The organism is Massilia sp. KIM (genome assembly GCF_002007115.1).
Classification (GTDB): domain Bacteria; phylum Pseudomonadota; class Gammaproteobacteria; order Burkholderiales; family Burkholderiaceae_D; genus Telluria.
The window spans coordinates 1,170,566-1,196,933 of record NZ_MVAD01000002.1; the positions used below are offsets into that span (position 1 = coordinate 1,170,566).

A 26,368-nucleotide genomic window follows, 5' to 3' on the forward strand; every position below is an offset into this window, starting at 1 on the left:
CGGGTGGGCGGGGCCGGCCATGGCCCGGCGCGCCGGGCCGTTGTTCTATCAGTGATTCGCTTTCTTCGGGGTGGCATCAAAAGCGCGCAGGCCGCCGCAGATCAGGTCCGAGGGCACGCCCAGCGCCCAGGCCGCGGCCACCGCCGCCAGCACGTTTTCGGGGTGCTTGACGGTGGAGGGCTTCATCTTCGCCAGTTCCAGCAGCGGGGTTTCCTGCTCGCCCTCGGCCAGCACGATACGGCCTTCACGCGCGAACACCACCCGCTCGCCGCTCGCGCGGTGCGCCGCCAGGATGGCGTTGCGCTCGTCTTCCGCGTAGAAGATCACGCGGCCGTCGCTCAGCTCGGCCAGCGCCGCCACCGCCTCGTCGGCGGCGTTCAGCACGGCCGCGCCCTGCGGCAGGATCACGTCGACCTGGCTGCGGATCACGTTGCGCATCGCGTCCTGGTCGCGGATGTGGAACTCGTGCACGTCCTCGATACCGTCCATGTCGGTGACCACGCCCACGGTGCAGCGGTCGTAGGGCAGGCCCTCGGCCAGGATCGAGCGCGCGTTCGACTCGAACACGGCGGTCTGCACGGTGCGGTTGATCAGGAGGCGCTGGCCGGCGTCGACGCCGGTGGAATCGCGGTTCGACACCGCGCGCGCATCCAGGTACAGGCCTTCGCCGTTGGCCACGCCCACGTGCTTGCCGGTGATGTGGACCAGGCAGCCGATCAGGCGCGCGATCAGGCTGCCGCCCTTGGTGCCGGTCACGCCCACCACGGGGATGCGGCCGTCTTCCTCGGGCGCGAACAGGTGGGCGACGATAGCCTTGCCCACGTTGCGCGGGGTGCCGCTGGCCGGCTTGATGTGGGCCAGCAGGCCGGGGCTGGAATTGACTTCGATGATCGCGCCACGCTGCTCCTGCAGCGGACGCGAGATGTCTTCGCACACCAGGTCGATGCCGGCGATGTCCAGGCCCACCACGCGCGCGGCCAGGGCGGCGGCGTGGGCGACTTCCGGGTGCACCAGGTCGGTGACGTCGTCGGCGACGTTGCCGTTCAGCTGGATCAGCACCTTCTGGCCGGCCTGGGGCACCGAGTCCGGGGTGAGGCCCTGGCGCTTGAGGTCGAGCTGGATCTCTTCGCTTTCCTGGGGCTTGACCAGGCCGAGCGGGAACTCCTCGCTCTCGCCGCGGCGCGGGTCGATGTTGATCTGGGTCTCGCACAACTGGACCACGGTCTGCTTGCCGTCGCCGGTCACCCACAGCGATTCGCCGCGCGCGGCGGCCACCACCTCGCGGCCCACCACCAGCAGGCGGTGTTCGTTGCCGGTGATGAAGCGCTCGACCAGCACCGACTTGCTGTCGCCCTCGGCGGCGGCGATCGCATAGGCGGCCTTGACTTCGGCTTCCGTCATCAGGTTGAGCGAGACGCCGCGGCCATGGTTGCCGTCGATCGGCTTGACCGCGACCGGCAGGCCGATGTCCTGGGCTTCGTCCCAGGCGTCTTCCGGGCTGCGCGCGATCGCGCCTTCCGGCACCGGCACGCCGCAGGAGGCGAGCAGGGTCTTGGTCAGGTCCTTGTCGCTGGCGATGCCTTCGCCGATGGCGCTGGTGCGGTCGGTCTCGGCGGTCCAGATGCGGCGCTGGGCGGCGCCATGGCCGAGCTGGACCAGGTTGCCCTCGGTCAGGCGGATCGACGGGATCCCGCGCTCGGTGGCGGCGTCCACGATGTGGGCGGTCGAGGGGCCGAGGCAGTAGCGGTCCACCAGCTCGGTCAGGTGGGCGACGGTGGCCGGCAGGTCGAAGGGAGTGTCGTTGATGGCCGCCATCAGCAGGCGGTGGCCGGCTTCCAGGGCGGCGCGGCCGACCGTCTCGTCGCGGGTGCGGAAGGCCATCTTGTAGACCGCGTGCTCGCCGGTGGAGCGGGTCTTGCCGAAGCCGGTCTTCATGCCGGCCAGGTTTTGCAGTTCAAGAACGATGTGCTCGAGGATGTGGCCGGCCCAGGTGCCGGATTCCAGGCGCTCGAGGAAGCCGCCGCGGTGGCCGACGCCGCAATGGTGCTCGATTAGGCCGGGCAGCAGGGCCGTCAGGCGCCCGTTGAAGCCGGGCAGCTTGTTCGAGGGGTAGTCCTCGAGCTCGCCGATGTCGATCCAGGCCTCGATCACCGGGCGGTAGGTCCAGATGTTCGGTCCGCGCAGGTAGCTCACGCGGAGAAACTTGATGTCGTTCTTCTTGGTCATTTAACAATATCTTAGTCCGCCACGCCCGTTCGCGTACCTGGACAAATGCCTTATCCTGTAACGCGCGACCGGCCGCTGTCCGCCGCGCGCATCATGTATACTTCTGCGGTAACGAAGATTACCGCGCCGCAACCTTTTCTGCCAGTATCGCCCCTTGTCATCCAAAGGATACCCAAGAACGTTATAGCGCTCTGTGGAGCGTTTCACGCAGCGACGCACTGGACAGCCCTATTTGTGCCTTGCGAGCCGGCCGTCTGCTCCCCCTCACCAGAAACTTTGCCTGATCTCGGGCGCAATACATGACAACTCAACAACTTGCTAGTCCGTCGTCACTGGCGGTAGCTGCCAATTTTTTGCCTGAACATTGGCAAAGTGACGTTACGAAACAGCTTGCACCAGGGGAAAACGTTTTAGCCAGCGTCGAGGTTGACCTCGACGCGAAATTACGTTTCATGAAGGGGCTGGTGGCCGTCACCAACCGCCGCCTGCTGGCCCGCGCCCCCGGCGACAGCCAGTGGCGCGACTGGCCGCTGCGCGCCGGCCTGGCACTGCGCCACCACGACCACGCCGGCGTCGGCCACCTGGAACTGGTGGACGAGCACGGCCTGCTGGCCGCCTGGCGCTTCACCCTCGGCCAGAACCTGCACGCGATGCGCGTAGTCGACCATTTCGCCGACCAGCTCGAAAGCGTGGTCAGCGGTATCCCGGTGCAGCCGCCGGAGCAGCATACTTGTCCAAGTTGCAAGGCCCCGCTGGAGGCGGACCAGGAGGACTGCCCGATCTGCGAGAAGGTGCTGCACACGCCGCCCTCGACCTGGACCCTGTTCCGCCTGTGGCGCTTCGCCAAGCCTTACCAGGGCCAGCTGCTGCTGGGCTTCATCCTGATGCTGGGTTCGACGGGCGCGCACATGATTCCGCCCTACCTGACGATGCCGTTGCTGGACAATGTCCTGATTCCTTACCAGAACGGCCAGCGCATCGACACCAATCTCGTCTACATGTACATGGGCGGGCTGTTCGGCGCGGCCATGCTGGCCTGGGCGCTGGGCTGGGCCAAGACTTATGTGCTGGCCCTGGTGTCGGAACGGATCGGCGCCGACCTGCGCTCGACCACCTACGAGCACCTGCTGCGCCTGTCGCTGGAGTTCTTTGGCGGCAAGCGCACGGGCGACCTGATGTCGCGTATCGGCAGCGGTTCCGACCGGATCTGCGTCTTCCTCTCGCTGCACCTGCTCGACTTCCTGTCCGACGTGCTCATGATCATCATGACGGGCGTGATCCTGTTCACGATCAATCCCTGGCTGGCCCTGGTGACCCTGGTGCCGCTGCCCTTCATCGCCTGGATGATCCACGTGGTGCGCGACAAGCTGCGCACCGGCTTCGAGAAGATCGACCGGGTGTGGGGCGAGGTGACCAACGTGCTGGCCGACACCATCCCCGGCATCAGGGTGGTCAAGGCCTTCGCCCAGGAAAAGCGCGAGGCGGTCCGCTTCCGCGACGCCAACAAGCACAACCTGGCCGTGAACGACAAGCTGAACAAGGTGTGGTCGCTGTTCTCGCCCACCGTTTCGCTGCTGACCGAGCTGGGCCTGCTGGTGATCTGGTGCTTCGGCATCTGGCAGGTGTCGCGCGGTGACATTACCGTCGGCACCTTGTCGGCATTTATCGCCTACAGCAGCCGCTTCTACGTGCGCCTGGATTCGATGAGCCGCATCGTCTCGGTGACCCAGAAGTCGGCCTCGGCCGCCAAGCGCATCTTCGACATCCTCGACCACGTCTCGAGCGTGCCCGACCCGGCCAACCCGGCCAAGCTGGACAAGGTGAGCGGCGAGATCGAGCTGCGCGAAGTCGGTTTCCGCTACGGCAACCGGGCGGTGAACCGCGGCATCTCGCTCAAGATCCGCGCCGGCGAGATGGTCGGCCTGGTGGGCCACAGCGGTTCGGGCAAGTCGACCCTGGTCAACCTGATCTGCCGCTTCTACGACGTGGCCGAAGGCGCGATCCTGCTGGACGGCAAGGACATCCGTTCCTTCGCGGTGGCGGACTACCGCCGCCACATCGGCCTGGTGCTGCAGGAACCCTTCCTGTTCTTCGGCACGATTGCCGAGAACATCGCCTACGGCAAGCCGGGCGCCAGCCGCGAAGACATCATCGCGGCGGCGCGCGCGGCCCATGCCCACGAGTTCATCCTGCGCCTGCCGCAGGGCTATGACTCGATGGTGGGCGAGCGCGGCCAGGGCCTGTCGGGCGGCGAGCGCCAGCGCATCTCGATCGCGCGGGCGCTGCTGATCGACCCGCCGATCCTGATCCTGGACGAAGCGACCTCGTCGGTGGACTCGGAGACCGAGAAGGAAATCCAGAAGGCGCTCGACAACCTGGTGCAGGGCCGCACCACGATCGCCATCGCGCACCGCCTGTCGACCCTGCACCGGGCCGACCGCCTGGTGGTACTCGACCGCGGCGTGGTGGTGGAAGAGGGCAGCCACGACGAGCTGATGGCGCGCGAAGGCGCTTACCACCGCCTCTACGAAGCGCAGGCGCGCAACGTGGACCAGGACATGGACGACAAGGACGCATAAATGAACGGCATCGATTTTCAACTGCGGCGCGACAGCTTCGGCAAGCTGGTGATCACCCTGGACTCGGGCGAGGAACACGTGGGCGTGATCCCGGTGCGCGCCTTTCCGATCCAGGCGCCGACCAAGGGCATCTCCTTGGTGCGCGACGGCGGCAAGGAAGTGGCCTGGATCGACGACCTGGACGCGCTGCCGGCGCAGCTGCGCGGGCTGATCCAGGAAGAGATCGAGGGCCGGGAATTCATTCCCGAGATCCTGCGCATCAAGGACGTATCGAGCTTCGCCACGCCCTGCACCTGGTTCGTGCAGACGGACAGGGGGGATACCGAGTTCGTGCTCAAGGTGGACGAGGATATCCGGCGGGTGGGCGAGAGCTCGCTGCTGGTGTCGGATAGCCACGGCATCAATTTCCTGGTGCGGGATATGTATCGGATTGACAAGCACAGCAGGAAGATTCTGGATCGCTTTCTCTGAGGTCGAGTCCGGGCCGCTGGCCTGCGTGCAAACTTGGATCCCCGCCTGCGCGGGGATGACGTGCAGTGGGTGCGGACGTGAAGTGGGTGTGGGTTAGATCGGGTAGCTTGATCCGGTGCGCACCTCAAACAACGTCATCCCCGCGCAGGCGGGGATCCAAGTTCCCCAACCAACCCCGACGCACCCTCCCACCCGACAACTCCCTCTAATTCCCAACTTGCCCACCCCGCAGGCGCATGCTAAGTTAGTTAACACGTTAACGATCAACGCGCCCGCCCATGCAAACCACCGACATCACCATCCCCGTCGCCGGCTCTGAACTCGGCGCCACCTGCTGGACCGTCCCCGACCCCCAGGGCGTCGTGATCGTCCACCCCGCCACCGCCGTCACCCAGGGCTTCTACACCGCCTTCGCCACCTACCTGGCCAGCCGCGGCCTGCAGGTGATCACCTACGACTACCGCGGCACCGGCCGCTCGCGCCCGTCCAGCCTGCGCGGCCTGGACGTGACCATGGCCGACTGGATCGACGCCGACGTCCCCGCCGTCACCGCCTGGGCCGCGCAGCGCTTCCCCGGCCTGCCGCTGCTCGCCGTCGGCCACAGCATCGGCGGCCACGCTCTGGCCCTGTCCCCGAGCAGCGCCGGGCTGCGCGCCGCCATCCTGGTCGCCTCCCACGCCGGCGCCACCCGCACCGTGCGCGGCTGGGGCGAGCGCCAGCGGGTGCGCTTCGTGCTGAGCGTCCTCAGCCCCTTGCTGTGCCGCCTGCTCGGCTACATGCCCGGCAGCCGCCTCGGCCTGGGCGAAGACCTGCCCAGCGGCGTGATGCTGCAATGGGCCGGCTGGTGCGAGCGCCCGAATTATTTCTTCGACGACCCGGCCATGGACGCGGCCCGGCGCATGGCCGCCAACCGCCTGCCGCTCCAGGTGCTGAGCTTCGCGGACGACCCCTGGGCCAACCCGGTGGCGGTCGAGATGCTGGTCTCGCGCCTGGTCAACGCCCGGCTGGAGCGCCGCCACGTCGATCCGCGCGCCGCCGGCGTGCGCGCCATCGGCCACATGGGCTGGTTCCGCCGCGGCAGCGCCGCCTTGTGGCCCGACGCGGCCGACTGGCTGCTGGCCCACTGCGCCGCGCGCCAGGAAGCGCAGCATGCCTGAACACAAGCAGCCGCGCTTCGTCGCCCTGGTCAACCGCGCCCAGCGCGTCATGCAGCGCTGGATCGAGGGCCGCCCAGAAGCCTGGGAAGGCGCCAGCGCCGCCCAGGCCGGCCTGCTGTTCCTGCTCAGCGCGCGCGAGGACGCCGCCATCGGCGAGATCGCCCAGGCCCTGGACGTGGCGCCGGCGGCGGTCACCAACCTGTCCAAGCGCATGCAGGCGGCCGGCCTGGTCGAGCGGGTGGCCGATGCCCACGACGCGCGCCTGACCCGTCTGCGGCTGAGCGAGGCGGGCAGGGAGGCCAGCCGCCAGGCGACCGCCGCCCTGGCGCAACTGAACGCACGCCTGACCCAGGGCTTCACCCGGGAGGAGCTGGCCGTGGTGGCGCGCTGGCTGGAGCAGGCGACCCGGCTTTGACCCCGATCCATGCGTGAACGTTCGCCCGGGCACATACGGAACACCGGTTTCCCGTTACAGTCGAAGCAAGGACATAGGCCACGGGAGGCGGGAGCATGGATTCGATCAATCGCAATCAACCGGAACTGAACCGCCGCGACCTGAGCGGGGCCGAGGCCATCGCGCGCCTGAAGGACATGGCGCAGGACGCCGACACCTGCTTCTTTTGCACCGCCGCCAGCCTCGGTCCGAGCCGCGGCGTGCGGCCCATGAGCCTGCGCGAGGCGGACGACAACGGCGCCTTGTGGTTTCTCAGCAGCATAGACAGCCACAAGAACCAGGAACTCGCGCTCGACCCCAACGTCAAGCTCTACTTCCAGACCGGCAAGCATTCCGGTTTCCTGGAGCTCGACGGCCAGGCCGAGGTCTCGCAGGACAAGGCGCGCATCAGGCAGCTCTGGAACTTCATGCTGCGCACCTGGTTTACCGAGGGCGAGGACGACCCGCGCATCACCGTGCTCAAGGTGGTCCCGCGCAGCGGCTACTACTGGGACAACAAGCACGGCGACGCGGTGGCGGGCGCCAAGGTCGCGGTGGGCGCCATCGTCGGCAAGACGCTCGACGACTCGATCGAGGGCCGCCTGACTTTCTGATGCACGTTGTCGTCGTCACGATCGGTTCCGCCGGGGACCTGTTTCCCTTCCTCTGGATGGGGAGGACGCTGCGCGCGCGCGGCCACCGTGTCGACTTCCTGGCGCCGGTCCAGCACGAACCCTGGGTCCGCCAGGCCGGTCTGGACTTCCACGGCCTGCCGGCCGACCCGGCGGTGCTGGATCACCCCGACCTCTGGCACCCGACCCGCGGACTGGCCGTGGTCTGGAAGGCGACCCGGCCGGCGATGATCGAAGTCCCGACTTTCGTCGACGCCCTCGATCCGGACGAGCCGCGCATCCTGCTGGTGCATCCGCTGGCCCTGCCCGAGGCCCAGCTCTGCCGCGACACCCAGCCTTTGATGAAGATCGCGGCGGCCTATCTGGCGCCCTCCAACCTGCCGACCGTGCACGACCCGCTGCTGCTCGGCCCCTGGCGCGTGCCGCCCTGGGTGCCGCACCCAGTCCGGCGCCTGCTGTGGCGCGGTCTCGCGGCTGCCCTGATCGATCCGGTGGCGCTGCCGGACGTCAACGCGGCGCGCGCGGCCGCCGGCCAGCCGCCGGTGAAGAACCTGATCCGCTACCTGAGCCATATCCCGGACCTCTCCATCACCCTGTTCCCGGAATGGTTCGCGCCGACCCAGCCGGACTGGCCGCGCCCGCTCCTGCGCTGCGGGTTTCCGCTCTACGACCCGGCGCCGGACGCCGCCCCCAGCCCGGCGCTGGAGGCCTTCCTGGCCAGCGGCGAGCGGCCCGTGGTATTTACCCCGGGCACCGGCAACCGCCAGGCGCGGCGCTACTTCGAGGACGCCGCCAGCGCCGCCCGGGAGCTCGGCCTGCGCGCGGTGTTCCTGACGCCTTACCGGGAGCAGTTGCCCGAGGTCTTGCCGGCTGGAACGCTGTGGCAGGACTATGTTCCGTTGCGCAGCCTGTTGCCGCAAGCGGCGGCGCTGGTGCACCACGGCGGCATCGGGACCACGGCGGAAGCGCTGCGGGCCGGCACGCCGCAGCTGGTGGTGCCGCTGGCCCACGACCAGTTCGACAACGCCGCGCGGGTGGAGGCCCTCGGCGTGGGCATGAGCCTGCACGCCCGGCGCCTGAATGCGGCGCGACTGACGCAGGCCCTGCGCGAGCTGCTCGGCAGGGAAGCGCCGGCTCGCCGCGCGAGCGAAGTCGCGGCCCGGCTGGCGGCGCCGCCCGACGCCACCGCGCTGTGCCTGCGCCTGGAATTCCTGCTGAGCGCTTAACGCCGCATCGTCGACCGGGTACCCGGCACTGTGGGTGATCGCACCGACAGATTCCCCCGATCGCGCTGTAATATGCCACCGTTACAATGCCGGAGGGCATATGCCCAACAAGAAGAAGACCACCCCCGCGCTCGAGCCCGCCCTCGAAGGCTGCGTGCGCGTGCGCGGCGCGCGTGAACACAACCTCAAGAACGTCAGCCTCGACATTCCGCGCGGCGCCCTGGTGGTCTTCACCGGGGTGTCCGGTTCCGGCAAGTCCTCGCTCGCCTTCGGCACCCTGTACGCCGAAGCCCAGCGCCGCTACCTGGAATCGGTCTCGCCCTACGCGCGCCGGCTGTTCCACCAGATGCCCGTGCCCGAGGTCGACGAGATCGAAGGCCTGCCGCCGGCGGTCGCCCTGCAGCAGCAGCGCGGCACGCCCACCGCGCGCTCCTCGGTCGGCAGCGTCAGCACCCTGTCGAACTCGCTGCGCATGCTGTACTCGCGCGCTGGCGACTACCCGCCCGGCCAGGAGCTGCTGTACGCCGAATCCTTTTCGCCCAATACCCCGCAGGGCGCCTGCCCGCGCTGCTCGGGCATGGGCCGCATCTTCGACGTCACCGAGGAGTCGATGGTGCCGGACGACAGCCTGAGCATCCGCGAACGCGCGGTGGCGGCCTGGCCGCCGGCCTGGCACGGCCAGAACCTGCGCGACATCCTGGTCACCATGGGCTACGACGTCGACACGCCCTGGCGCGACTTGCCGAAGAAGGACCGTGACTGGATCCTGTACACCGAAGAGACCCCGACGGTGCCGGTGTACGCCGGCCTGACGCCCAAGGAGACCCGGGCGGCCCTGCGGCGCAAGGACCCGCCCAGCTACCAGGGCACCTTCACCGGCGCGCGCCGCTACGTGCTGCAGACCTTCGCCAACACCGAGAGCGCCTCCATGAAGAAGCGCGTGGCGCGCTACATGGTGAGCACGCCCTGCCCGCTGTGCGGGGGCAAGCGCCTGCGCAAGGAATCGCTGTCGGTCACCTTTGCCGGCGTCGACATCGCCGAGATCTCGCGCATGCCGCTCGAGCGCCTGGCCAGCCTGCTGCGTCCCTACGCCGAGGGCAGGGACAAGGATGGCGGCCAGCTGCACGCCGAGCAGCTGATCGTGCGCCGCCGCATCGCCGCCGACCTGCACGCGCGCCTGGAAGTGCTGCTGGGCCTGGGCCTGGGCTACCTGGCGCTGGAGCGCAGCACGCCGACCCTGTCGCCGGGCGAGCTGCAGCGCCTGCGCCTGGCGACCCAGGTGCGCTCCAGCCTGTTCGGCGTGGTCTATGTGCTGGACGAGCCCTCCGCCGGCCTGCACCCGGCCGACACCGAAGCCCTGCTCGAGGCGCTGGCCCAGCTCAAGGCGGCCGGCAATTCGCTGTTCGTGGTCGAGCACGCGCTGGACGTGATCCGCCAGGCCGACTGGCTGGTCGACGTCGGCCCCCTGGCCGGCGAACGCGGCGGCCAGATCCTCTACAGCGGCGAGCCCGAAGGCCTGCGCCGGGTCGAGGCCTCGCAAACGCGGCGCTACCTGTTCGGCGAGGCGCCGCCGCCGGCGCGCGCGCCGCGCACGCCCAGCGGCTGGCTCAGGCTCGAAGGGGTGAGGCGCAACAACCTGCACGGCGTGGACGTCGACTTCCCGCTGGGCGTGCTCACCAGCGTCACCGGCGTGTCCGGCTCCGGCAAGTCCAGCCTGGTGAGCCAGGTGCTGGTCGAGCTGGTGAGCGCCGCCCTCGGACATGGCGCGGAGCAAGAGGAAGAGACGGCGGGCGAGCCGGACCTCGAGCGCGAGGAAGCGCTGCCGCTGGAGGGCCGCATCGCGGCCGGACTGGCCGGCGTGCGGCGCCTGGTGCGGGTCGACCAGAAGCCGATCGGGCGCACCCCGCGCTCCAACCTCGCCACCTACACCGGCCTGTTCGACCAGGTGCGCAAGCTGTTCGCCGCCACCCCGGACGCGCGCAGGCGGCGCTACGACGCCGGGCGCTTTTCCTTCAACGTCGCCAAGGGCCGCTGCGAGCACTGCGCCGGCGAAGGCTTCGTCATGGTCGAGCTGCTGTTCCTGCCCAGCGTGTACGCGCCTTGCCCCACCTGCGGCGGCGCGCGCTACAACGCCAAGACCCTCGAAGTCAGCTACCGGGGCCGCAACATCGCCGAGGTGCTGGGCATGACGGTTGGCGAGGCGATCGATTTCTTCCGCGACGAACCCCTGGTCGAGCGCTCGCTCGAAGTGCTGGCCGAGGTCGGCCTCGACTACCTGCGCCTGGGCCAGCCGGCCACCGAACTGTCGGGCGGCGAGGCCCAGCGCATCAAGCTGGCCGCCGAGCTGCAGCGCGCCACCCGCGGCAAGGCCCTGTACGTGCTGGACGAACCCACCACCGGCCTGCATCCCTTCGACGCCGACCGCCTGATGGTGCAGCTCAACCGCCTGGTCGACGCCGGCAACACGGTGATCGTGGTCGAGCACACCATGCGCGTGGTGGCCGGCAGCGACTGGGTGATCGACATCGGGCCGGGCGCGGGCGAGCAGGGCGGCCGGCTGGTGGCCTGCGGCCCGCCGCAGGAAGTGGCGAAGAACAGGGAAAGCCGGACCGCGCCCTATCTGGCGGCCGCGCTGGCCGGGCGGAACTCGACCGGGGCCGCCAGCAGGTAGCATCGGCCTGCATTGCGCCGGGCCGGTGCGCCTGACGCACGCGCATTCGCGCTAGGTCGCCAGGAAACGCTGCGCCAGTTTCCGTGCGCGGAACTGCTCGGTGACGAAATCCACAAAAGCGCGCGTCTTCGCCGGCAGCAGCTTCTGGCTGGTGAAGTAGAGCGAGATCGCGCCCGCATCCTCGTGCCAGCCGGGCAGCACCCGCACCAGGGCGCCGCTTTCCAGGTGGCTCACCGCATGCGGCATCGCGATCAGGCCGATCCCCATGTGCATCAGGACGCTGTTGAGCATGGCATCGGGATCGTTGACCGTCATGCGCGCCTGCTGTTCGCACAGCTCGGTCTTGCCGGAGGTGTGGCGCAGGGTGCGCTGGACGATCCGGCCGCTGAACACCGAGCGCTGCACCACGCACTCGATGTCGCGCAGCTCGCCGGGCGAGGCCGGGGCGCGGCGGCCGCGCATGAACTCGGGCGTGGCGACCGCCACGATGTGCACCCGCGCCAGCTCGCGCGCCACCAGGCCTGGACGCAGTTCGAAGCCGCCGCCCACGGCCGCGTCGAAGCCTTCGCGGATCAGGTCGACCTGGCGGTTGTCGAAGTGCCAGTCCGGCTGCACCGCCGGATAGCGTTCCAGGAAGGCCGGCATCAGGGGCAGCAGGTACTGGCAGCCGAAGAGGTGGGCGGCGTTCAGCTTCAGCACGCCCGCCGGCTGGCCTGCCTTGGAGCTGAGGTCGGCGATCGCGCCCTGGATCGTGTCCAGCCCCGCGCCCACCGTAGCCAGGAAGCGCTCGCCGGCCTCGGTCAGCGTCAGGCCGCGGGTGCTGCGCTGGAATAGGCGCACGCCCAGGTTGCGCTCGAGCTGGGCCACGTTGCGGCTCACCGCGGCGGGCGTCAGGGCCAGGCGCCGGGCCGCCGCGGAGAAACTTGCGGACTCGGCGCTACGCACGAAGGATTCGAGATTCGACAGGGTTTCCATGCCTGGACTTTCAACGTTTGCTTGAAACTGATTATAGCCGCTTGCGAGTTCCGCTTGGAGCGGCGCCGGCGCACACTGCTTCCATCCACCACCCACCACGAAAGGAAGCACCATGAACACCACCACCACCCTGCAGGACAAGATCGCCATCGTCACCGGCGGCAGCCGCTCGATCGGCGCCGCCATCGCCAAGCGCCTGGCGCGCGAGGGCGCCACCGTCGCCATCACCTACCACGCTTCGCCCGACAAGGCCCAACAGGTCGTGGACGCCATCGAGGCCGAAGGCGGCAAGGCCGTCGCCCTGCAGGCCGATGCCGGCAACCCGGAGGCGGTGCGCCGCGCCGTCACCCAGGTGGCCGAGCGCTTCGGCCGGATCGACATCCTGGTCAACAACGCCGGCATCAGCGTGCTGGGCGCGCCGACCGACATCGCCTTCGCCGACTTCGAGCGCATCCTGGCGGTGAACGTCACCGGCGTGTTCGTGGCCACCCAGGAGGCGCTGCGCCACATGGGGCAGGGCGGCCGCGTCATCCACATCGGCAGCTCAATGGTCCAGTACGCGGCCTTTCCGACCGCCTCGGCCTACACCCTGACCAAGGGCGCGGTGGCCGGCTTCACCCGCGGCCTAGTGCGCGACCTTGGCCCGAAAGGCATCACCGTCAACACCGTCCACCCCGGCCCGACCGACAGCGACATGAACCCGGCCGACGGCGCCGTCGCCGACTTCGTCAAGCCCGGCATCGCGGTCGGCCGCTACGGCCACGGCAGCGACATCGCCTCGGCCGTGGCCTACCTGGCCTCGCCGGAAGCGGCCTTCGTCACCGGCGCGGAGCTGCTGGTCGACGGCGGCTTCACCGCCTGAGTCCCCCCTACCGCGCAAGGAGCAGATCATGAGCATCGGCATCATCGGAGCAGGCGCGATCGGCGCCGCCATCGCCCGCGCCCTGGCGCGCTCGGGCATCGAAGCGACCATCGCCAACAGCCGCGGCCCGGCCTCGCTCGCGGCCCTGGTCGAGGAACTCGGCCCCAACCTGCGCGCCGGCACGGTGCGCGAGGCGGCCCAGGCCGAGCTGGTCTTCCTGGCCGTGAACTGGTCGAAGATCCCTGCCGCCCTCGACGGCCTCGGTCCCTGGGAGGGCCGCATCCTGGTCGACGCCAACAACCCGATCGAGGCGCCGGCCTTCCGTCCCTTCGACCTGGGTGGCTTGAGCTCGAGCGAAGTGGTGGCGCGCATGGCGCCGGGGGCGCGCCTGGTCAAGGGCTTCAACCACCTGCGCCCGGCCCTCCTGGCCGGCAATCCGCGCGCCGAAGGCGGCCAGCGCCTGCTGTTCCTGGCCGGCGACGACGCCGCGTCCAAGGCTCGGGTCGCGCAGCTGGTCGAGCGCATCGGCTTCGGCGCCATCGACCTCGGCGGGCTGGTCGAAGGCGGACGCATGACCCAGTTCCCGGGCGGGCCGCTGACCGCGCTCAACCTGGTCAAGTTCGTGTAAAGGGGCCCAGCGTGGATTCCGCACTCCTCGACAAGCCGGCCGCCGTCAGCGCGCCGGCCCAGCAGGCCGCGCCCTGGACGGCGGTGGCCGCCATCGGCGTCGGCGCCTTCGCCCTGGTCAGCAGCGAGTTCCTGCCGGTCGGCCTGCTGCCCCAGATCGCGCGCGACCTGGGCGTGACGCCGGGCCAGGCCGGGCTGATGGTGACCATGCCCGGCATCGTGGCCGCCTTAGCGGCGCCGCTGACGGTGGCCTTCGCCGGCGGCTTCGACCGCCGGCACGTGATGTGGGCGCTGCTCGCCCTGCTGGCCCTGTCCAACCTGACCGTGGCCCTGGCCGACAGTTTCCCGGTCGTGATCCTCGGGCGCGTGATGATGGGCGTGGCCGTGGGCGGCTTCTGGACCGTGGGCGGCTCGCTCGGCCCGCGCCTGCGGCCCGGGGCGCAAGGGGCGCGCGCCACCTCGCTGATCTTTTCCGGCGTCTCGCTCGGCACCGTGGCCGGGGTCCCGGTCGGCACCTGGCTCGGCGGCATGGCCGGCTGGCGCCTTGCCTTCGGGGCGGCCACCCTGGTGTCGGTGCTGGTGCTGGCCATGCTGGTGCGCGCGTTGCCGCCGATCCGCCCCGCGTCCGTCCAGCGCCTGGGCGACGTGGCCGGCGTGTTGCGCGTGCCCAAGGTGCAGCTCGGGCTGGCGGCGATCGTGCTGATCTTCGTGGCCCAGTTCGGATCCTACACCTATATCGCGCCCTGGCTGCTCGAGCGCGGCGTGGACGGATCCAGCATCAGCCCCATCCTGTTCGGCTACGGCGTGGCCGGCTTCGTGGGCAACCTGCTGGCCGGCTGGTGCGCCGCGCGCAGCACCCGCGCCACCCTGGGCGGCACCGCGGCCCTGATGGGCGTGGCGGTCGGCCTGATGGCTGCGGGCGGCTTCGGGCACGCCGTGCTGGTGGCGCTGGTGCTGGCCTGGGGCCTGGCCTTCGGCATGCTGCCGATCGCGGTCCAGAGCTGGCTGTTCAGCGCCGCGCCGGACCGGCTGGAAAGCGTGTCGGCGGTGTTCGTTTCGAGCGCCCAGGCGGCGATCGGGGCAGGCGCCCTCATCGGCGGCGCCCTGGTCGACCGGGTCGGCCTGGACAGCGCCATGTGGCTGGGCGCGGCGGGGGCGCTGGCCACCGCGGCGCTGATGGCCGCGGCGGGGCGCAGCAGGGTCCGCCGCGCCTAGGCCGGCGGGCGGTTTCCCGCACCGGGGCGGCGGCGCCGGCCGCCCCGTATGGATGAGAGGCGCACGCCAGCCGTGCGCGGTCTTTTGTGTTGTTCGTGTTACATTTGGGATATTTTTTTTCTAACAAAAAAGCCCAAGCGCATGGCCGCACCTTCCATCGACAACCTCGAATTCCGCCGCATCCTGACCCGCAACGTCGCACTGCCCCTGGGTATGAGCGTGATGAGCGCGATCGTCTTCGTGGCGATCATCGCCTACCTGATCAATATCCTGAACTGGGTGGAGCACTCCGAACGGGTGATCGGCAACGCCAACCAGGTGCACCGGCTGTCGGCCGAGATGGAGGCCGGCATGCGCGGTTACCTGATCGCCGGCGACGAGGCCTTCCTCTCGCCCTATATGCTGGCGGCCCAGCGCATGCAGTCCGGCCTGGCCTCCCTCGGCAAACTGGTCGAGGACAATCCGGTGCAGCTCGACCGCGTGCGCCGCATCCAGTCGGCCCAGAAGCAGTGGGAGAACTTCGCCGGCGAGATGATCGCGCGGCGCAGGGTGGGGGCCGACGTGGTCGACGCCGTGCGCAGCGGGCGCGGCAAGGTGCTCACCGACGACATGCGCGGCAATTTCGACTTCATCCTGGCCACCGAGTCGCGCCTGCTGCAGGAGCGGAACGAATCGGCGCGGCGGGTGGTGTTCTGGTCGGTGCTTTCCTTCCTGACCTTCAGCCTGGTGGTGGGCGGGGGCCTGGCCATGTTCGGCCGCCGCCAACTGATGGCGTTGTCGACCGCCTACCGCGAAGTGCTGGACCATGAGGCCGAGCACAACGAGGTGCTGCGCCACCAGGCCTGGCTGCGCACCGGCCAGAACGAGCTGGCTGCCGCCAGCGCCGGCATCCACAACCTCGAGCCCCTGGCCGACGCGGTCCTCAACTACGTCACCCGCTACCTGGACGGCGCGGTGGCGGCGATGTACGTGCGCAGCGAGGAGGGCGTGCTGCGCCGCATCGGCGCCTACGGTTTCGCCTACGACGGCGAGGACCATGCGAAGCTGATCCAGCCGACCGGCTCGCTGGCCAGCAAGGCCGCCAACGAGAACCGCCTCACCGTCCTGCGCGAGCTGCCGCCCGACTACATCAAGGTGGCAAGCGCGCTGGGCGAAGCCCCGCCGCGCGAGCTGATCATCGCCCCGGTCTACAACTACGGCAAGGTCAAGGGCGTGATCGAGATCGGCTTCCTGCATCCCGTCTCCGAGCGCGACCGCGAATTCATGGAGCTGATCGCGCCCGCGGTCGGCTCCTCGATGGCGGCGGTGCTCTACCGCCAGCGCCTGCAGCACGCGCTGGAAGAAAGCCAGACCCTCAACGAGGAACTCCAGGTGCAGCAGGAAGAGCTGCGCACCGCCAACGAGGAACTCGAGGAGCAGTCGCGCGCGCTCGAGCAGTCCCAGATCGCGCTGGAAAACCAGCAGGCCGAGCTGCGCACCACCAACGACCAGCTGGCCGAGCAGGCGCTGGCGCTGGACATGAAGAACGCCGCGCTCACCGCCGCCCAGGAGCAACTGCAGCAGCGCGCGCTGGAGCTGGAGCGCGCCAGCCGCTACAAGTCCGAGTTCCTGGCCAATATGTCGCACGAGCTGCGCACGCCGCTCAACAGCTCGCTGATCCTGGCCAAGCTGCTGGCCGATAACGCCGCCGGCAACCTGAGCGAGGAGCAGGTGCGCTTTGCCCAGACCATCTACTCGGCCGGCAACGACCTGCTCCAGCTGATCAACGACATCCTCGACATCTCGAAGGTCGAGGCGGGCAAGCTGGAACTGGTGCCGGAAGACGTGCCGGTGCGGCGCGTGGTCGAGGGCCTGGCGCGCACCTTCGAGCCGCTGGCGCGCCAGAAGTCGCTCGACTTCAAGGTGGCGATCGCGCCCGACGTGCCGGCCACCCTCTACACCGACCGCCAGCGCATCGAGCAGATCCTCAAGAACCTGCTGTCGAACGCCGTCAAGTTCACCGACCGGGGCGCGGTCAGCCTGTCGGTTGCCCTGGGGCCGGACAATACCCTGGCCTTCCGCGTGCAGGACAGCGGCATCGGCATCGCTCCCGACCAGCAGGAAAAGATCTTCGACGCCTTCCACCAGGCCGACGGCACCACCAGCCGCCGCTTCGGCGGCACCGGCCTGGGCCTGTCGATCTCGCGCGACCTGACCCGCCTGCTGGGCGGCGGCATCACCGTCACCAGCACGCCGGGCGAGGGCAGCGTGTTCACCCTCAGCCTGCCGCGCGGCGGCATGCCGGCGCTGGCGCGGGCGGCGTCCGAAGCCGCCATGGCCGCGCCGGTCGCGCCCGCGCTGGCGACGGCGCCGGCCGCGCCGTCCGCGCCGCCCGCAGCAACCGCCAAGCCGGGCGACAAGACCGAGCCGGCCGAGTCCTTCCCGGACGACCGCCAGGAAGCGGCCGAGGGCAGGCGCACCGTGCTGGTGGTCGAGGACGAGCCGCCCTTCGCGCGCATCCTCTACGACCTGGCGCGCGAGATGGACTACCGCTGCCTGGTGGCGCTGACGGCCGAGGAAGGCCTGGCGCTGGCGGTGTCGGAGAAGCCCGACGCCGTGCTGCTCGACGTGCGCCTGCCCGACCGTTCGGGCCTGACCCTGCTCCAGCAGCTCAAGGACAATCCCTCGACCCGCCACATCCCGGTGCACGTGGTGTCGAGCATGGAGAACGGCGGCGAAGCCCTGCACCTGGGCGCGATCGGCTACGCCCTCAAGCCGACCTCGCGCGAGGAACTGGAGGCGGTGTTCCGCCGCCTGCAGGAGAAATCGGCGCAGAAGATCAAGCGCGTGCTGCTGGTCGAGGACGACGAGCGCCAGCGCGAGAGCGTGGTGCGGCTGATCGCCGACGACGACGTCGAGATCGCGGCCGTCGGCACCGGCGGCGAAGCCCTGGACCTGCTGCGCAGCCAGACCTTCGACTGCATGATCATCGACCTCAAGCTGCCCGACATGCAGGGCCGAGAGCTGCTCGAGCGCATGTCGGGCGAGGAGCTGTGTTCCTTCCCGCCGGTGATCGTGTACACCGGCCGCAACCTGACCCGCGACGAGGAAGCCGAGCTGCTGCGCTACTCGCGCTCGATCATCATCAAGGGCGCGCGCTCGCCCGAGCGCCTGCTGGACGAGGTGACCCTGTTCCTGCACAAGGTCGAGTCCGAGCTCTCGTCCGAGCGCCAGACCATGCTCAAGGCGGTGCGCGGGCGCGACCGCGTGTTCGAGGGGCGCACCATCCTGCTGGTGGACGACGACGTGCGCAACGTGTTCGCCCTGACCAGCGCGCTGGAGCAGCGCGGCGCGAAGGTCGAGGTGGGCCGCAACGGCTTCGAGGCGCTCGAGAAGCTGGATTCGGCGCCCGGCATCGACCTGGTGCTGATGGACGTGATGATGCCGGGCATGGACGGCCTGGAAGCGACCCGCCGCATTCGCGCCGACGGCCGCTTCGAGCGCCTGCCCATCATCGCCATCACGGCCAAGGCCATGAAGGACGACCAGGAGCAGTGCCTGGCGGCCGGCGCCAACGACTACCTGGCCAAGCCGATTGACCTGAGCCGGCTGTACTCCCTGCTGCGGGTGTGGATGCCGGCATTGGAGCGGATTTGACGAAGCCACCAAGCGATTTCGACATCGAACTGCGCATGCTGGTCGAGGCGGTCTACCTGAAGTACAACTACGACTTCCGCGACTACACCGGCGCCTCGCAGAAGCGGCGGGTGCTGGTAGCCATGCGCGAGATGGGCTGCGAGACCGTGTCGGCCTTGCAGGCCAGGGTGCTGCACACGCCGGACGGCTTCGCCCAGCTGCTGCAATACCTGACGATCCCCGTCACCGAGATGTTCCGCGACCCGGAATACTTCCTGGCGCTGCGCCAGCAGGTCGCGCCTTTCCTCAGCACCTATCCCTCGCTGAAGATCTGGGTGGCCGGCTGCTCCACCGGCGAGGAGGTGTATTCGCTCGCCATCCTGCTCAAGGAAGAGGGCCTGCTCGAGCGCAGCATCGTCTACGCCACCGACATCAACCCGGCCTCGCTGGAAGCGGCGCGGCGCGGCGTGTTCCCGCTCGAGCGCATGCGCCTGTACACCGAGAACTACCAGAAGTCGGGCGGCACGCGCGCCTTTTCGGACTATTACATCGCGGCCTACGACGGCGCGCTGTTCGACCGCTCGCTGGTCGAGAACGTGACCTTCGCCGACCACAGCCTGGCGACCGACAGCGTGTTCTCCGAGACCCATTTCGTCAGCTGCCGCAACGTGCTGATCTATTTCAACCGGCGCCTGCAGGACCGCGTGCTGGGCCTGTTCCACGAGTCGCTGTGCCACCGCGGCTTCCTCGGCCTGGGCAGCAAGGAGTCGATCGACTTCTCCAGCTACGCCAACCGCTTCGAAGTGCTGGCGCGGCGCGAGCGCCTGTACCGCAAGGTGTCGCCATGACGAGCGACGCGCAGATCGCGGCCGCGCTCGACGGACGCCGCTTCGAGCTGGTAATCATCGGCGGCTCGGCCGGGGGCGTGGACGCCCTGATCGCCCTGCTGCCGGCGCTGCCGGCCAGCTTCGGGCCGGGCGTGGTCTGCATCCTGCACCTGCCGGCCGACCGTGAGAGCCGGCTGGCCGAGCTGTTCGCCCTGCGCGCCGCGCTGCCGGTGCGCGAAGCGCGCGACAAGGAAACGATTGCCCCGGGAACGGTGTATTTCGCCGGCCCCGGCTACCACCTGTCGATCGAGAACGACCGCAGTTTTTCGCTCAGCTGCGAGCCGCCCGTGCACTTCGCGCGGCCGGCGATCGACGTCTTGATGGAGTCCGCCGCCGACGTCTACGGCCCGGCCCTGGCAGGCATCCTGCTGACCGGCGCCAACCACGACGGCGCCGACGGCCTGGCCCGCATCCGCGCCTGCGGTGGCCTGACCGTCGTGCAGGACCCGAACGAAGCCCAGGCCAGCACCATGCCGGAACAAGCGATCCGGCGCTGCGCCCCGCACCTCGTGCTGCCCCTGGCGGGCATCCGCACGCTGCTGCCTCTGTTGGAGAAACCATGAGCGTCCAAGACCCAAGCAAAGTCCTGATCGTCGACGACCTGCCGGAAAACCTGCAGGCGCTCGAAGCCCTGCTGCGCACCGAAGACTGCGTGGTCTACCAGGCCGGTTCCGGCGAGCAGGCGCTGGACCTGCTGCTGGCCCACGAATTCGCCCTCGCCATCCTCGACGTCCAGATGCCGGGCATGGACGGCTTCGAGCTCGCGACCTTGATGCGCGGGACCGAGCGCACCCGCCACATCCCGATCGTGTTCGTCTCGGCCGCCGGGCGCGAGCTCGATTACGCCTTCAAGGGCTATGAGAGCGGGGCGGTGGACTTCCTCTACAAGCCGCTCGATCCGGACGCGGTGCGCGGCAAGGTCAAGGTCTTCGTCGCCCTCGACCAGCAGCGCCGCGAGACCCGCCGCCAGATGGCGGCGCTGGAGCGCAGCCGCCAGGAGCAGGAAGTGCTGCTGCGCGAGCTGAACCAGACCCAGGAAGAGCTCCAGCGTTCCCTGCGCATGCGCGACGAGTTCATGTCGCTGGTGGCCCACGAGCTGCGCACGCCGCTCAACACCCTGTTCCTGGAGACCCAGATGCGCAGCCTGCAGCTCAGGCGCGGCAACGCGGCGGCCTTCAGCCCCGAGCAGATGGGCGCCATGGTCCAGCGCGACGAGCGCCAGATCAAGGCCATGATCCGCCTGATCGACGACATGCTCGACGTCTCGCGCATGCGCAGCGGGAAGCTGTCGATCCGCCCCTGCAACGTGGAGCTCATGAGCCTGCTCGAACGGGTGGTGAGCGACCTGGCGCTGCAGGCGGCATCGACCGGCGCCAGCCTGTCGCTGGCGGCGCACCCGCCGGTGATCGGCTGCTGGGACGAGTTCCGGATCGAGCAGGTGATCGTCAACCTGCTGACCAACGCGCTGCGCTACGGCGGCGGGCTGCCGGTCGAGGTCAGCGTGCACCTGGAAGGCCAGGACGCGGTGCGGGTCGACGTGCGTGACCAGGGCAAGGGCATCGCCCCCGGGGACATCGAGCGCATCTTCGAGCCCTATGAGCGCGGTTCGCGCAACGGCGAGCCGAAGGGGCTGGGCTTGGGGCTCTACATTTCGCGCCAGCTGGCCGTGTCGCATGGGGGCGAGCTGCGGGTGACCAGCACGCCGGGGGAGGGCTCGACCTTCAGCCTGCACCTGCCGTGCACGGCGCAGGTGTTCCAGCCGGAGAGCACGGCCGGCGTCTAAGTTAGCGCCGAATACGTCGTTCCCGCGCAGGCGGGAACCCAAGTTTGTATGCTTGGCCACAGGCAGCGGGTTCAGGGCGGGCGTAGAACTTGGGTTCCCGCCTTCGCGGGAACGACGGTTTGGGAGCTAACGAGTAACACATATACACGCTGGGGGCTAACGAGCAACACATATACACGCTGGGGGCTGACGGGTAACACGTAGACACGCATACACGCCGCCATCCCAATCGGGCTCCCGGTTGCACCTGCTAGGCATTTAGTCCACACTGTCCGGGCTTTCAATCTGGCCTTTCTTGCAAAGCAAGGCTGAGTAGCACTTGACTGATAGGTAAAATCAATCAAGAATATCGTTTCAATCAATTTCACAAACGACGTGCAGGTCAGTAAACTGTTCGTCATTGCTTCACTTAACCCCAAACAGGAGATTCCATGTCCCTCATCAACACCCAGATCAAACCGTTCAAGGCGACCGCATACCACGCTGGCAAGTTCATCGACCTGACCGAAGAAAACTTCAAGGGCACCTGGTCGGTCCTGATGTTCTACCCGGCTGACTTCACCTTCGTTTGCCCGACCGAACTGGAAGATCTGGCCGCATTCCAGCCGGAATTCGAGAAGATGGGCGTGAAAGTGTACGGCGTGTCGACCGACACCCACTTCGCCCACAAGGCATGGCACGACACCTCGGACGCGATCAAGAAGGTCAACTACCCGCTGATCGGCGACCCGACCGGCGTCCTGTCGCGTAACTTCGAAGTCATGATCGAAGAAGAAGGCCTGGCCCTGCGCGGCACCTTCGTGATCAATCCGGAAGGCCAGATCAAGATCATGGAAGTGCACGACAACGGCATCGGCCGCGACGCATCGGAACTGATGCGCAAAGTCAAGGCTGCCCAGTACGTCGCTTCGCACCCGGGCGAAGTGTGCCCGGCCAAGTGGACCGAAGGCGCCGAAACCCTGACCCCGTCGCTGGACCTGGTCGGCAAGATCTAAGCCAGTAGCACTGTAGTCGCACCGGGCCGCTGCGGCGGCCCGGTTCGTTTCACCCCCACCTCGCGGGGTTCGGCTTGGCATGCCCAGGCGATCAAGGTAGTCGATCTGGCCGCGATCTCACCAAATCTACGACTTTGCTCCATGAACCGATTGGACCGGATTCAGGTCCCGCAGAAACCGACTTTAAAGGATACGACATGCTTACACCTGAACTGAAAACCCAGCTCGGCGCCTACCTCCAGCGCGTGCAGCAACCCTTCGAACTGGTCGCCTCGCTGGACGACAGCGACACCGCCAAGCAGATGCGCGACCTGCTCGACACCATCCAGAGCCTGCGCAGCGACAAGATCACGCTGCGCCTGGATGGCCAGGACGCACGCCGCCCTTCGTTCTCCCTGGCGCGCGCCGGCAGCGACACCTCGCTGCGTTTCGCCGGCCTGCCCCTGGGTCACGAGTTCACCTCGCTGGTGCTGGCGCTGCTCTGGACCGGCGGCCATCCGCCCAAGGTGGAGCAGGACACCATCGACGCCATCAAGGCGCTCGACGGCGATTACAAGTTCGAAGTCTACATGTCGCTGACCTGCCATAACTGCCCGGACGTGGTGCAGGCCCTGTCGCTGATGGCGATCCTGAACCCGAAGGTCAAGACCGTGGTCATCGAAGGCGGCGCCTTCCAGAAGGAAGTCGAGGAGCGCCAGGTGATGGCGGTGCCGATGGTCTTCCTGAACGGCGAAGTGTTCGGCTCGGGCCGCATGTCGGTCGAGGAAATCGTCGCCAAGCTCGACACCGGCGCCGGCGAGCGCGACGCCGCCAAGCTGAACGCCAAGGATCCGTACGACGTCCTGATCATCGGCGGCGGCCCCGCCGGTTCGGCAGCAGCCGTGTACGCGGCCCGCAAGGGCATCCGCACCGGCATCGCCACCGAGCGCATGGGCGGCCAGGTGAACGACACCATGTCGATCGAGAACTACATCTCGGTGCTGGAAACCGACGGTCCGAAGTTCGCCGCCGCGCTGGAAGCCCAGGTGCGCCACTATGGGGTGGAAGTCCTGACCCAGCAGCAGGCCGCCCAGCTGATCCCGCCGGCGACCCCGGACGGCCTGGTCGAGGTGCGTTTCGCCAACGGCGGCGTGCTCAAGTCGAGCACCATCATCCTGTCGACCGGCGCGCGCTGGAGGAACGTCAACGTGCCGGGCGAGCAGGAATACAAGAACGCCGGCGTGAACTACTGCCCGCACTGCGACGGCCCGCTGTACAAGGGCAAGCGCGTGGCGGTGATCGGCGGCGGCAACTCGGGCGTGGAAGCGGCGATCGACCTGGCCGGCATCGTCGAGCACGTGACCCTGCTGGAGTTCGCCCACCAGCTCAAGGCGGACGCGGTGCTGGTCGCCAAGCTGGAAAGCCTGAAGAACGTGACCATCCACACCAACGCCCAGACCACCGAGATCACCGGCGACGGCAAGAAGGTCAACGGCATCCGCTTCAAGGACCGCATCGGCGGCCAGGAGCACCTGGTGGAACTGGAAGGCGTGTTCGTGCAGATCGGCCTGGTGCCCAACACCGAATGGCTGAAAGGCACGCTGGAACTGTCGCGCTTCGGCGAGATCATCGTGGACGACCACGGCCGCACCAACATCCCGGGTGTGTTCGCCGCGGGTGACGCGACCACCACGCCGTTCAAGCAGATCGTGATCGCGGCGGGCGAGGGGGCAAAGAGCGCGCTGTCGGCCTTCGACTACATCATCCGCAAGCCGGTGTCGGTCGAGGCAGCCTGAGGCAGGAACAGGGCGGGCCGGCGGCCCACCCAAGCAAGAAAGCCATCCCGCAGGGGATGGCTTTTTTTATGCGCGCGGCATGGGCAGGGCATGCGTCATGCATGCCGCAAGGGCCGCGCACGATTGAGATCACGGATTGTCGGGAGACGCTAGAATAGGCCTCCGACACGCGGCAGAGCTGCCGCGATCCATCCTCAGTGGAAGAAGACCAGCAAGGCCCCCGGCAACGCCTCGGTCTCCAGCAACAGCCAGGTGGCTGCGCTTGCCAGCGCCAGGTGGACCGCGGTCCACGTGATTGGATGATGGCGCGCCATGATGATTCTCCCGATTGCGTTGATTCTTTTGATGGATGGTGACATCTTATCCATCTGACCCGACAGTAGGCATCGGCGGATTCTCCGTCAATTTGTAGGAATACACCTTGTCCCAGCCCATGGAAAGGCCCAAAAGGGGGCATCCTACGTAATGGGTAGGTGCGGTCCTATAGTCGAGCCCGGGCGACGGCCGGAGAATGGGCCGCATCATGACCCGACACGAACCCACCCTCCTGCACCGCGGCCTGCTCGCCGTGCGCCGTAACACCATCCGCCGCCTGCTCTCGTCCGTGTTCGGGATCGACCACCTGCGCGAAGGCCAGCAGCGCGTCATCGACAGCGTTCTTGACGGCAAGGACACCCTGGCCATCATGCCCACCGGCGGCGGCAAGTCGCTGTGCTACCAGATTCCCGCCAAGATGCTGCAGGGGATGACGGTCGTCGTTTCGCCCCTGATTTCGCTCATGAAGGACCAGCTCGGGAAGCTGGAGGAGCTCGGCATCCGCTCGGTCCAGGTCAACAGCAGCCTGAACGCCGAGGAAGAAGCCGCCGCGCTCGAGGCCATCGCTGCCGAGACCTGCGAGATCGTGTTCTGCACGCCCGAACGCCTGGTCTCGCCCGAGTTCATCGAGGTGCTGCGCCAGGTGAGCCTGGACATCGTCGTGATCGACGAGGCCCATTGCATTTCCCAATGGGGACATGATTTCCGGCCGGCCTACATCGGCCTGGCGGCGGCCATCGACGCCCTCGGCAAGCCGCCGGTGCTGGCGCTGACCGCCACCGCCACCGACGAGGTGGTGGCCGATATCGCCAGCCAGCTCAACCGGCCGAAGATGAACGTCATCAATACCGGCATCTACCGCCCGAACCTGCATTACCGCGTGCTCCAGGTGACCAATGCCGACGAGAAGTATGCGCAGGCCCTGCGCCTGGTGCGCGAGACCGCGGGCGTCGGCATCGTCTACGCGGCCACGGTCAAGGCGGCCGAGGAGATGCTCGAGGTGCTGGAAGAGGCCGGCGAGTCGGTCACGATCTACCACGGCAAGTTGCCGGCGGCCGAGCGCAAGCTCAACCAGGACTTGTTCATGCGCGGCGAACGGCGGGTGATGGTGGCGACCAATGCCTTCGGCATGGGCATCGACAAGAGCGACACCCGCTTCGTGATCCACCTTCAGATTCCGGCCAACCTGGAATCCTATTACCAGGAGTCGGGCCGCGCCGGCCGTGACGGCCTGGACGCCGAGTGCACCTTGCTCTTCTTGCAAGACGATAAACGCATCCAGCAATTTTTCCTGGTCAAGCATTACCCCAGCGCCGAAGAGCTCAAAACCATCCATGAGGCGGTGCGCAGCCTGGCGGAAGAGGGGCCGGTGAGCGTCGCGCGCATCGAGTCCATGCTCGAGGACATCGCGGAAGCCAACATCAAGGTCTGTCTCAAGCTGCTTAAGGACGGCAAGCTGCTGCGCCAGAACCGCAAGCTCGAATACCTGCCGACGAGCAAGGAAGCGAAGGCGGACAGTTTCGCCGCCCTGGCCCAGGTCTATGTCCTGAAGCAGGAAAGGGACCGCGTGGCGCTCGACCAGATGGTAGGCTATGCGGTAAGCGGCTTCTGCCGCTGGAAATTGCTGCTGGACTATTTTGGCGACGAGGTCGAGGGCTTCGAGAAGTGCTGCCGCTGCGATAACTGCCTGAACCCGCCGGCGCTGGGCCTGACCGAGGACATCGAGATCCGCGACGACGAGTTCGGCCCCAAGGACGATGCGCCAGAGGAAGCCGGGCCACGCTTCGAGGTCGGCATGCGGGTGAAGGCGCCGAAGTATGGAGAGGGCGTGGTGGTCGCCGTGGCGGGCGAGCAGGTGACGCTGGCATTTCCGGACCAGGAAGAACACCGTAGCTTCCTGGCCGAGTATCTGGAACCGGCTTGA

General features: G+C 68.3%; 20 protein-coding genes. 17 read left to right on the forward strand and 3 right to left on the reverse strand.

All coding sequences use genetic code 11. The features are described from left to right. Positions 1 to 48: 48 nt before the first annotated feature. A complete protein-coding gene (gene cphA / locus B0920_RS20000; RefSeq protein ID WP_078034382.1) occupies positions 49 to 2,226 on the reverse strand; it encodes a cyanophycin synthetase in 2,178 nt (725 codons plus the stop codon). A 452-nt stretch (positions 2,227 to 2,678) separates the two neighbouring features. Here cphA and B0920_RS20005 point away from each other — a divergent pair, with 452 nt between their 5' ends. The 7 genes from B0920_RS20005 (at position 2,679) to B0920_RS20035 (ending at position 11,395) form a co-directional block, all read left to right on the forward strand. Further along, a complete protein-coding gene (locus B0920_RS20005; RefSeq protein WP_373887905.1) occupies positions 2,679 to 4,805 on the forward strand; it encodes an ABC transporter ATP-binding protein in 2,127 nt (708 codons plus the stop codon). Further along, on the forward strand, positions 4,806 to 5,276 hold the full coding sequence (locus B0920_RS20010; RefSeq protein ID WP_078034384.1) for a DUF1854 domain-containing protein: 471 nt from the start codon (positions 4,806 to 4,808) through the stop codon (positions 5,274 to 5,276). It abuts the gene before it with no gap. Between the two features lie 278 nt (positions 5,277 to 5,554). Beyond that, entirely contained in the window at positions 5,555 to 6,433 is an 879-nt protein-coding gene (locus B0920_RS20015; RefSeq protein WP_078034385.1) for an alpha/beta fold hydrolase, read from the forward strand. Further along, a complete protein-coding gene (locus tag B0920_RS20020; protein ID WP_078034386.1) occupies positions 6,426 to 6,848 on the forward strand; it encodes a MarR family winged helix-turn-helix transcriptional regulator in 423 nt (140 codons plus the stop codon). Before B0920_RS20015 ends, B0920_RS20020 begins: the two co-directional genes overlap by 8 nt. Positions 6,849 to 6,943: 95 nt before the next feature. Further along, positions 6,944 to 7,480, forward strand: a complete 537-nt coding sequence (locus B0920_RS20025; protein ID WP_078034387.1) for a pyridoxamine 5'-phosphate oxidase family protein — start codon at positions 6,944 to 6,946, stop codon at positions 7,478 to 7,480. After that, positions 7,480 to 8,724, forward strand: coding sequence for a glycosyltransferase (locus tag B0920_RS20030; RefSeq protein WP_078034388.1), 1,245 nt, complete (start codon positions 7,480 to 7,482; stop codon positions 8,722 to 8,724). The genes B0920_RS20025 and B0920_RS20030 overlap by 1 nt, the downstream gene beginning before the upstream one ends. Before the next feature lie 100 nt (positions 8,725 to 8,824). Beyond that, on the forward strand, positions 8,825 to 11,395 hold the full coding sequence (locus B0920_RS20035) for an excinuclease ABC subunit UvrA (RefSeq protein ID WP_078034389.1): 2,571 nt from the start codon (positions 8,825 to 8,827) through the stop codon (positions 11,393 to 11,395). Between the two features lie 51 nt (positions 11,396 to 11,446). On the opposite strand, the gene B0920_RS20040 is transcribed toward B0920_RS20035, so the two are convergent. Continuing rightward, positions 11,447 to 12,370 (reverse strand): LysR family transcriptional regulator, encoded by a 924-nt coding sequence (locus B0920_RS20040; RefSeq protein ID WP_078034390.1) that lies wholly within the window; start codon positions 12,368 to 12,370, stop codon positions 11,447 to 11,449. A gap of 112 nt (positions 12,371 to 12,482) precedes the next feature. On the opposite strand from B0920_RS20040, the gene B0920_RS20045 reads away from it, so the two are divergent. The 9 genes from B0920_RS20045 (at position 12,483) to ahpF (ending at position 24,129) form a co-directional block, all read left to right on the forward strand. Beyond that, positions 12,483 to 13,232 (forward strand): 3-oxoacyl-ACP reductase family protein, encoded by a 750-nt coding sequence (locus B0920_RS20045; protein WP_078034391.1) that lies wholly within the window; start codon positions 12,483 to 12,485, stop codon positions 13,230 to 13,232. A 28-nt stretch (positions 13,233 to 13,260) separates the two neighbouring features. Beyond that, complete coding sequence (locus B0920_RS20050) at positions 13,261 to 13,860, forward strand: NADPH-dependent F420 reductase (RefSeq protein ID WP_078034392.1); 600 nt, start codon at positions 13,261 to 13,263, stop codon at positions 13,858 to 13,860. Between the two features lie 11 nt (positions 13,861 to 13,871). Continuing rightward, positions 13,872 to 15,074, forward strand: a complete 1,203-nt coding sequence (locus tag B0920_RS20055; protein WP_078034393.1) for an MFS transporter — start codon at positions 13,872 to 13,874, stop codon at positions 15,072 to 15,074. Between the two features lie 141 nt (positions 15,075 to 15,215). After that, entirely contained in the window at positions 15,216 to 18,710 is a 3,495-nt protein-coding gene (locus tag B0920_RS20060) for a response regulator (protein ID WP_078034394.1), read from the forward strand. A gap of 35 nt (positions 18,711 to 18,745) precedes the next feature. Then, on the forward strand, positions 18,746 to 19,537 hold the full coding sequence (locus B0920_RS20065) for a protein-glutamate O-methyltransferase CheR (protein ID WP_078034500.1): 792 nt from the start codon (positions 18,746 to 18,748) through the stop codon (positions 19,535 to 19,537). Further along, entirely contained in the window at positions 19,534 to 20,139 is a 606-nt protein-coding gene (locus B0920_RS20070; RefSeq protein WP_078034395.1) for a chemotaxis protein CheB, read from the forward strand. Before B0920_RS20065 ends, B0920_RS20070 begins: the two co-directional genes overlap by 4 nt. Further along, positions 20,136 to 21,359 (forward strand): hybrid sensor histidine kinase/response regulator, encoded by a 1,224-nt coding sequence (locus B0920_RS20075; RefSeq protein WP_078034396.1) that lies wholly within the window; start codon positions 20,136 to 20,138, stop codon positions 21,357 to 21,359. The genes B0920_RS20070 and B0920_RS20075 overlap by 4 nt, the downstream gene beginning before the upstream one ends. A 431-nt stretch (positions 21,360 to 21,790) precedes the next feature. After that, positions 21,791 to 22,354 carry an alkyl hydroperoxide reductase subunit C gene (ahpC, locus tag B0920_RS20080; RefSeq protein WP_078034397.1) on the forward strand — a complete coding sequence of 188 codons (564 nt, stop codon included), beginning with the start codon at positions 21,791 to 21,793 and terminating at the stop codon, positions 22,352 to 22,354. 197 nt (positions 22,355 to 22,551) lie between these two features. Beyond that, on the forward strand, positions 22,552 to 24,129 hold the full coding sequence (gene ahpF / locus B0920_RS20085) for an alkyl hydroperoxide reductase subunit F (protein ID WP_078034398.1): 1,578 nt from the start codon (positions 22,552 to 22,554) through the stop codon (positions 24,127 to 24,129). A 194-nt stretch (positions 24,130 to 24,323) separates the two neighbouring features. Here ahpF and B0920_RS26050 read toward each other — a convergent pair whose 3' ends face one another. Beyond that, positions 24,324 to 24,488 (reverse strand): hypothetical protein, encoded by a 165-nt coding sequence (locus tag B0920_RS26050; protein WP_179119191.1) that lies wholly within the window; start codon positions 24,486 to 24,488, stop codon positions 24,324 to 24,326. Between the two features lie 164 nt (positions 24,489 to 24,652). Here B0920_RS26050 and B0920_RS20090 point away from each other — a divergent pair, with 164 nt between their 5' ends. Beyond that, positions 24,653 to 26,368: an ATP-dependent DNA helicase RecQ gene (locus B0920_RS20090; RefSeq protein ID WP_078034501.1), complete on the forward strand. Its 1,716-nt coding sequence runs from the start codon at positions 24,653 to 24,655 to the stop codon at positions 26,366 to 26,368.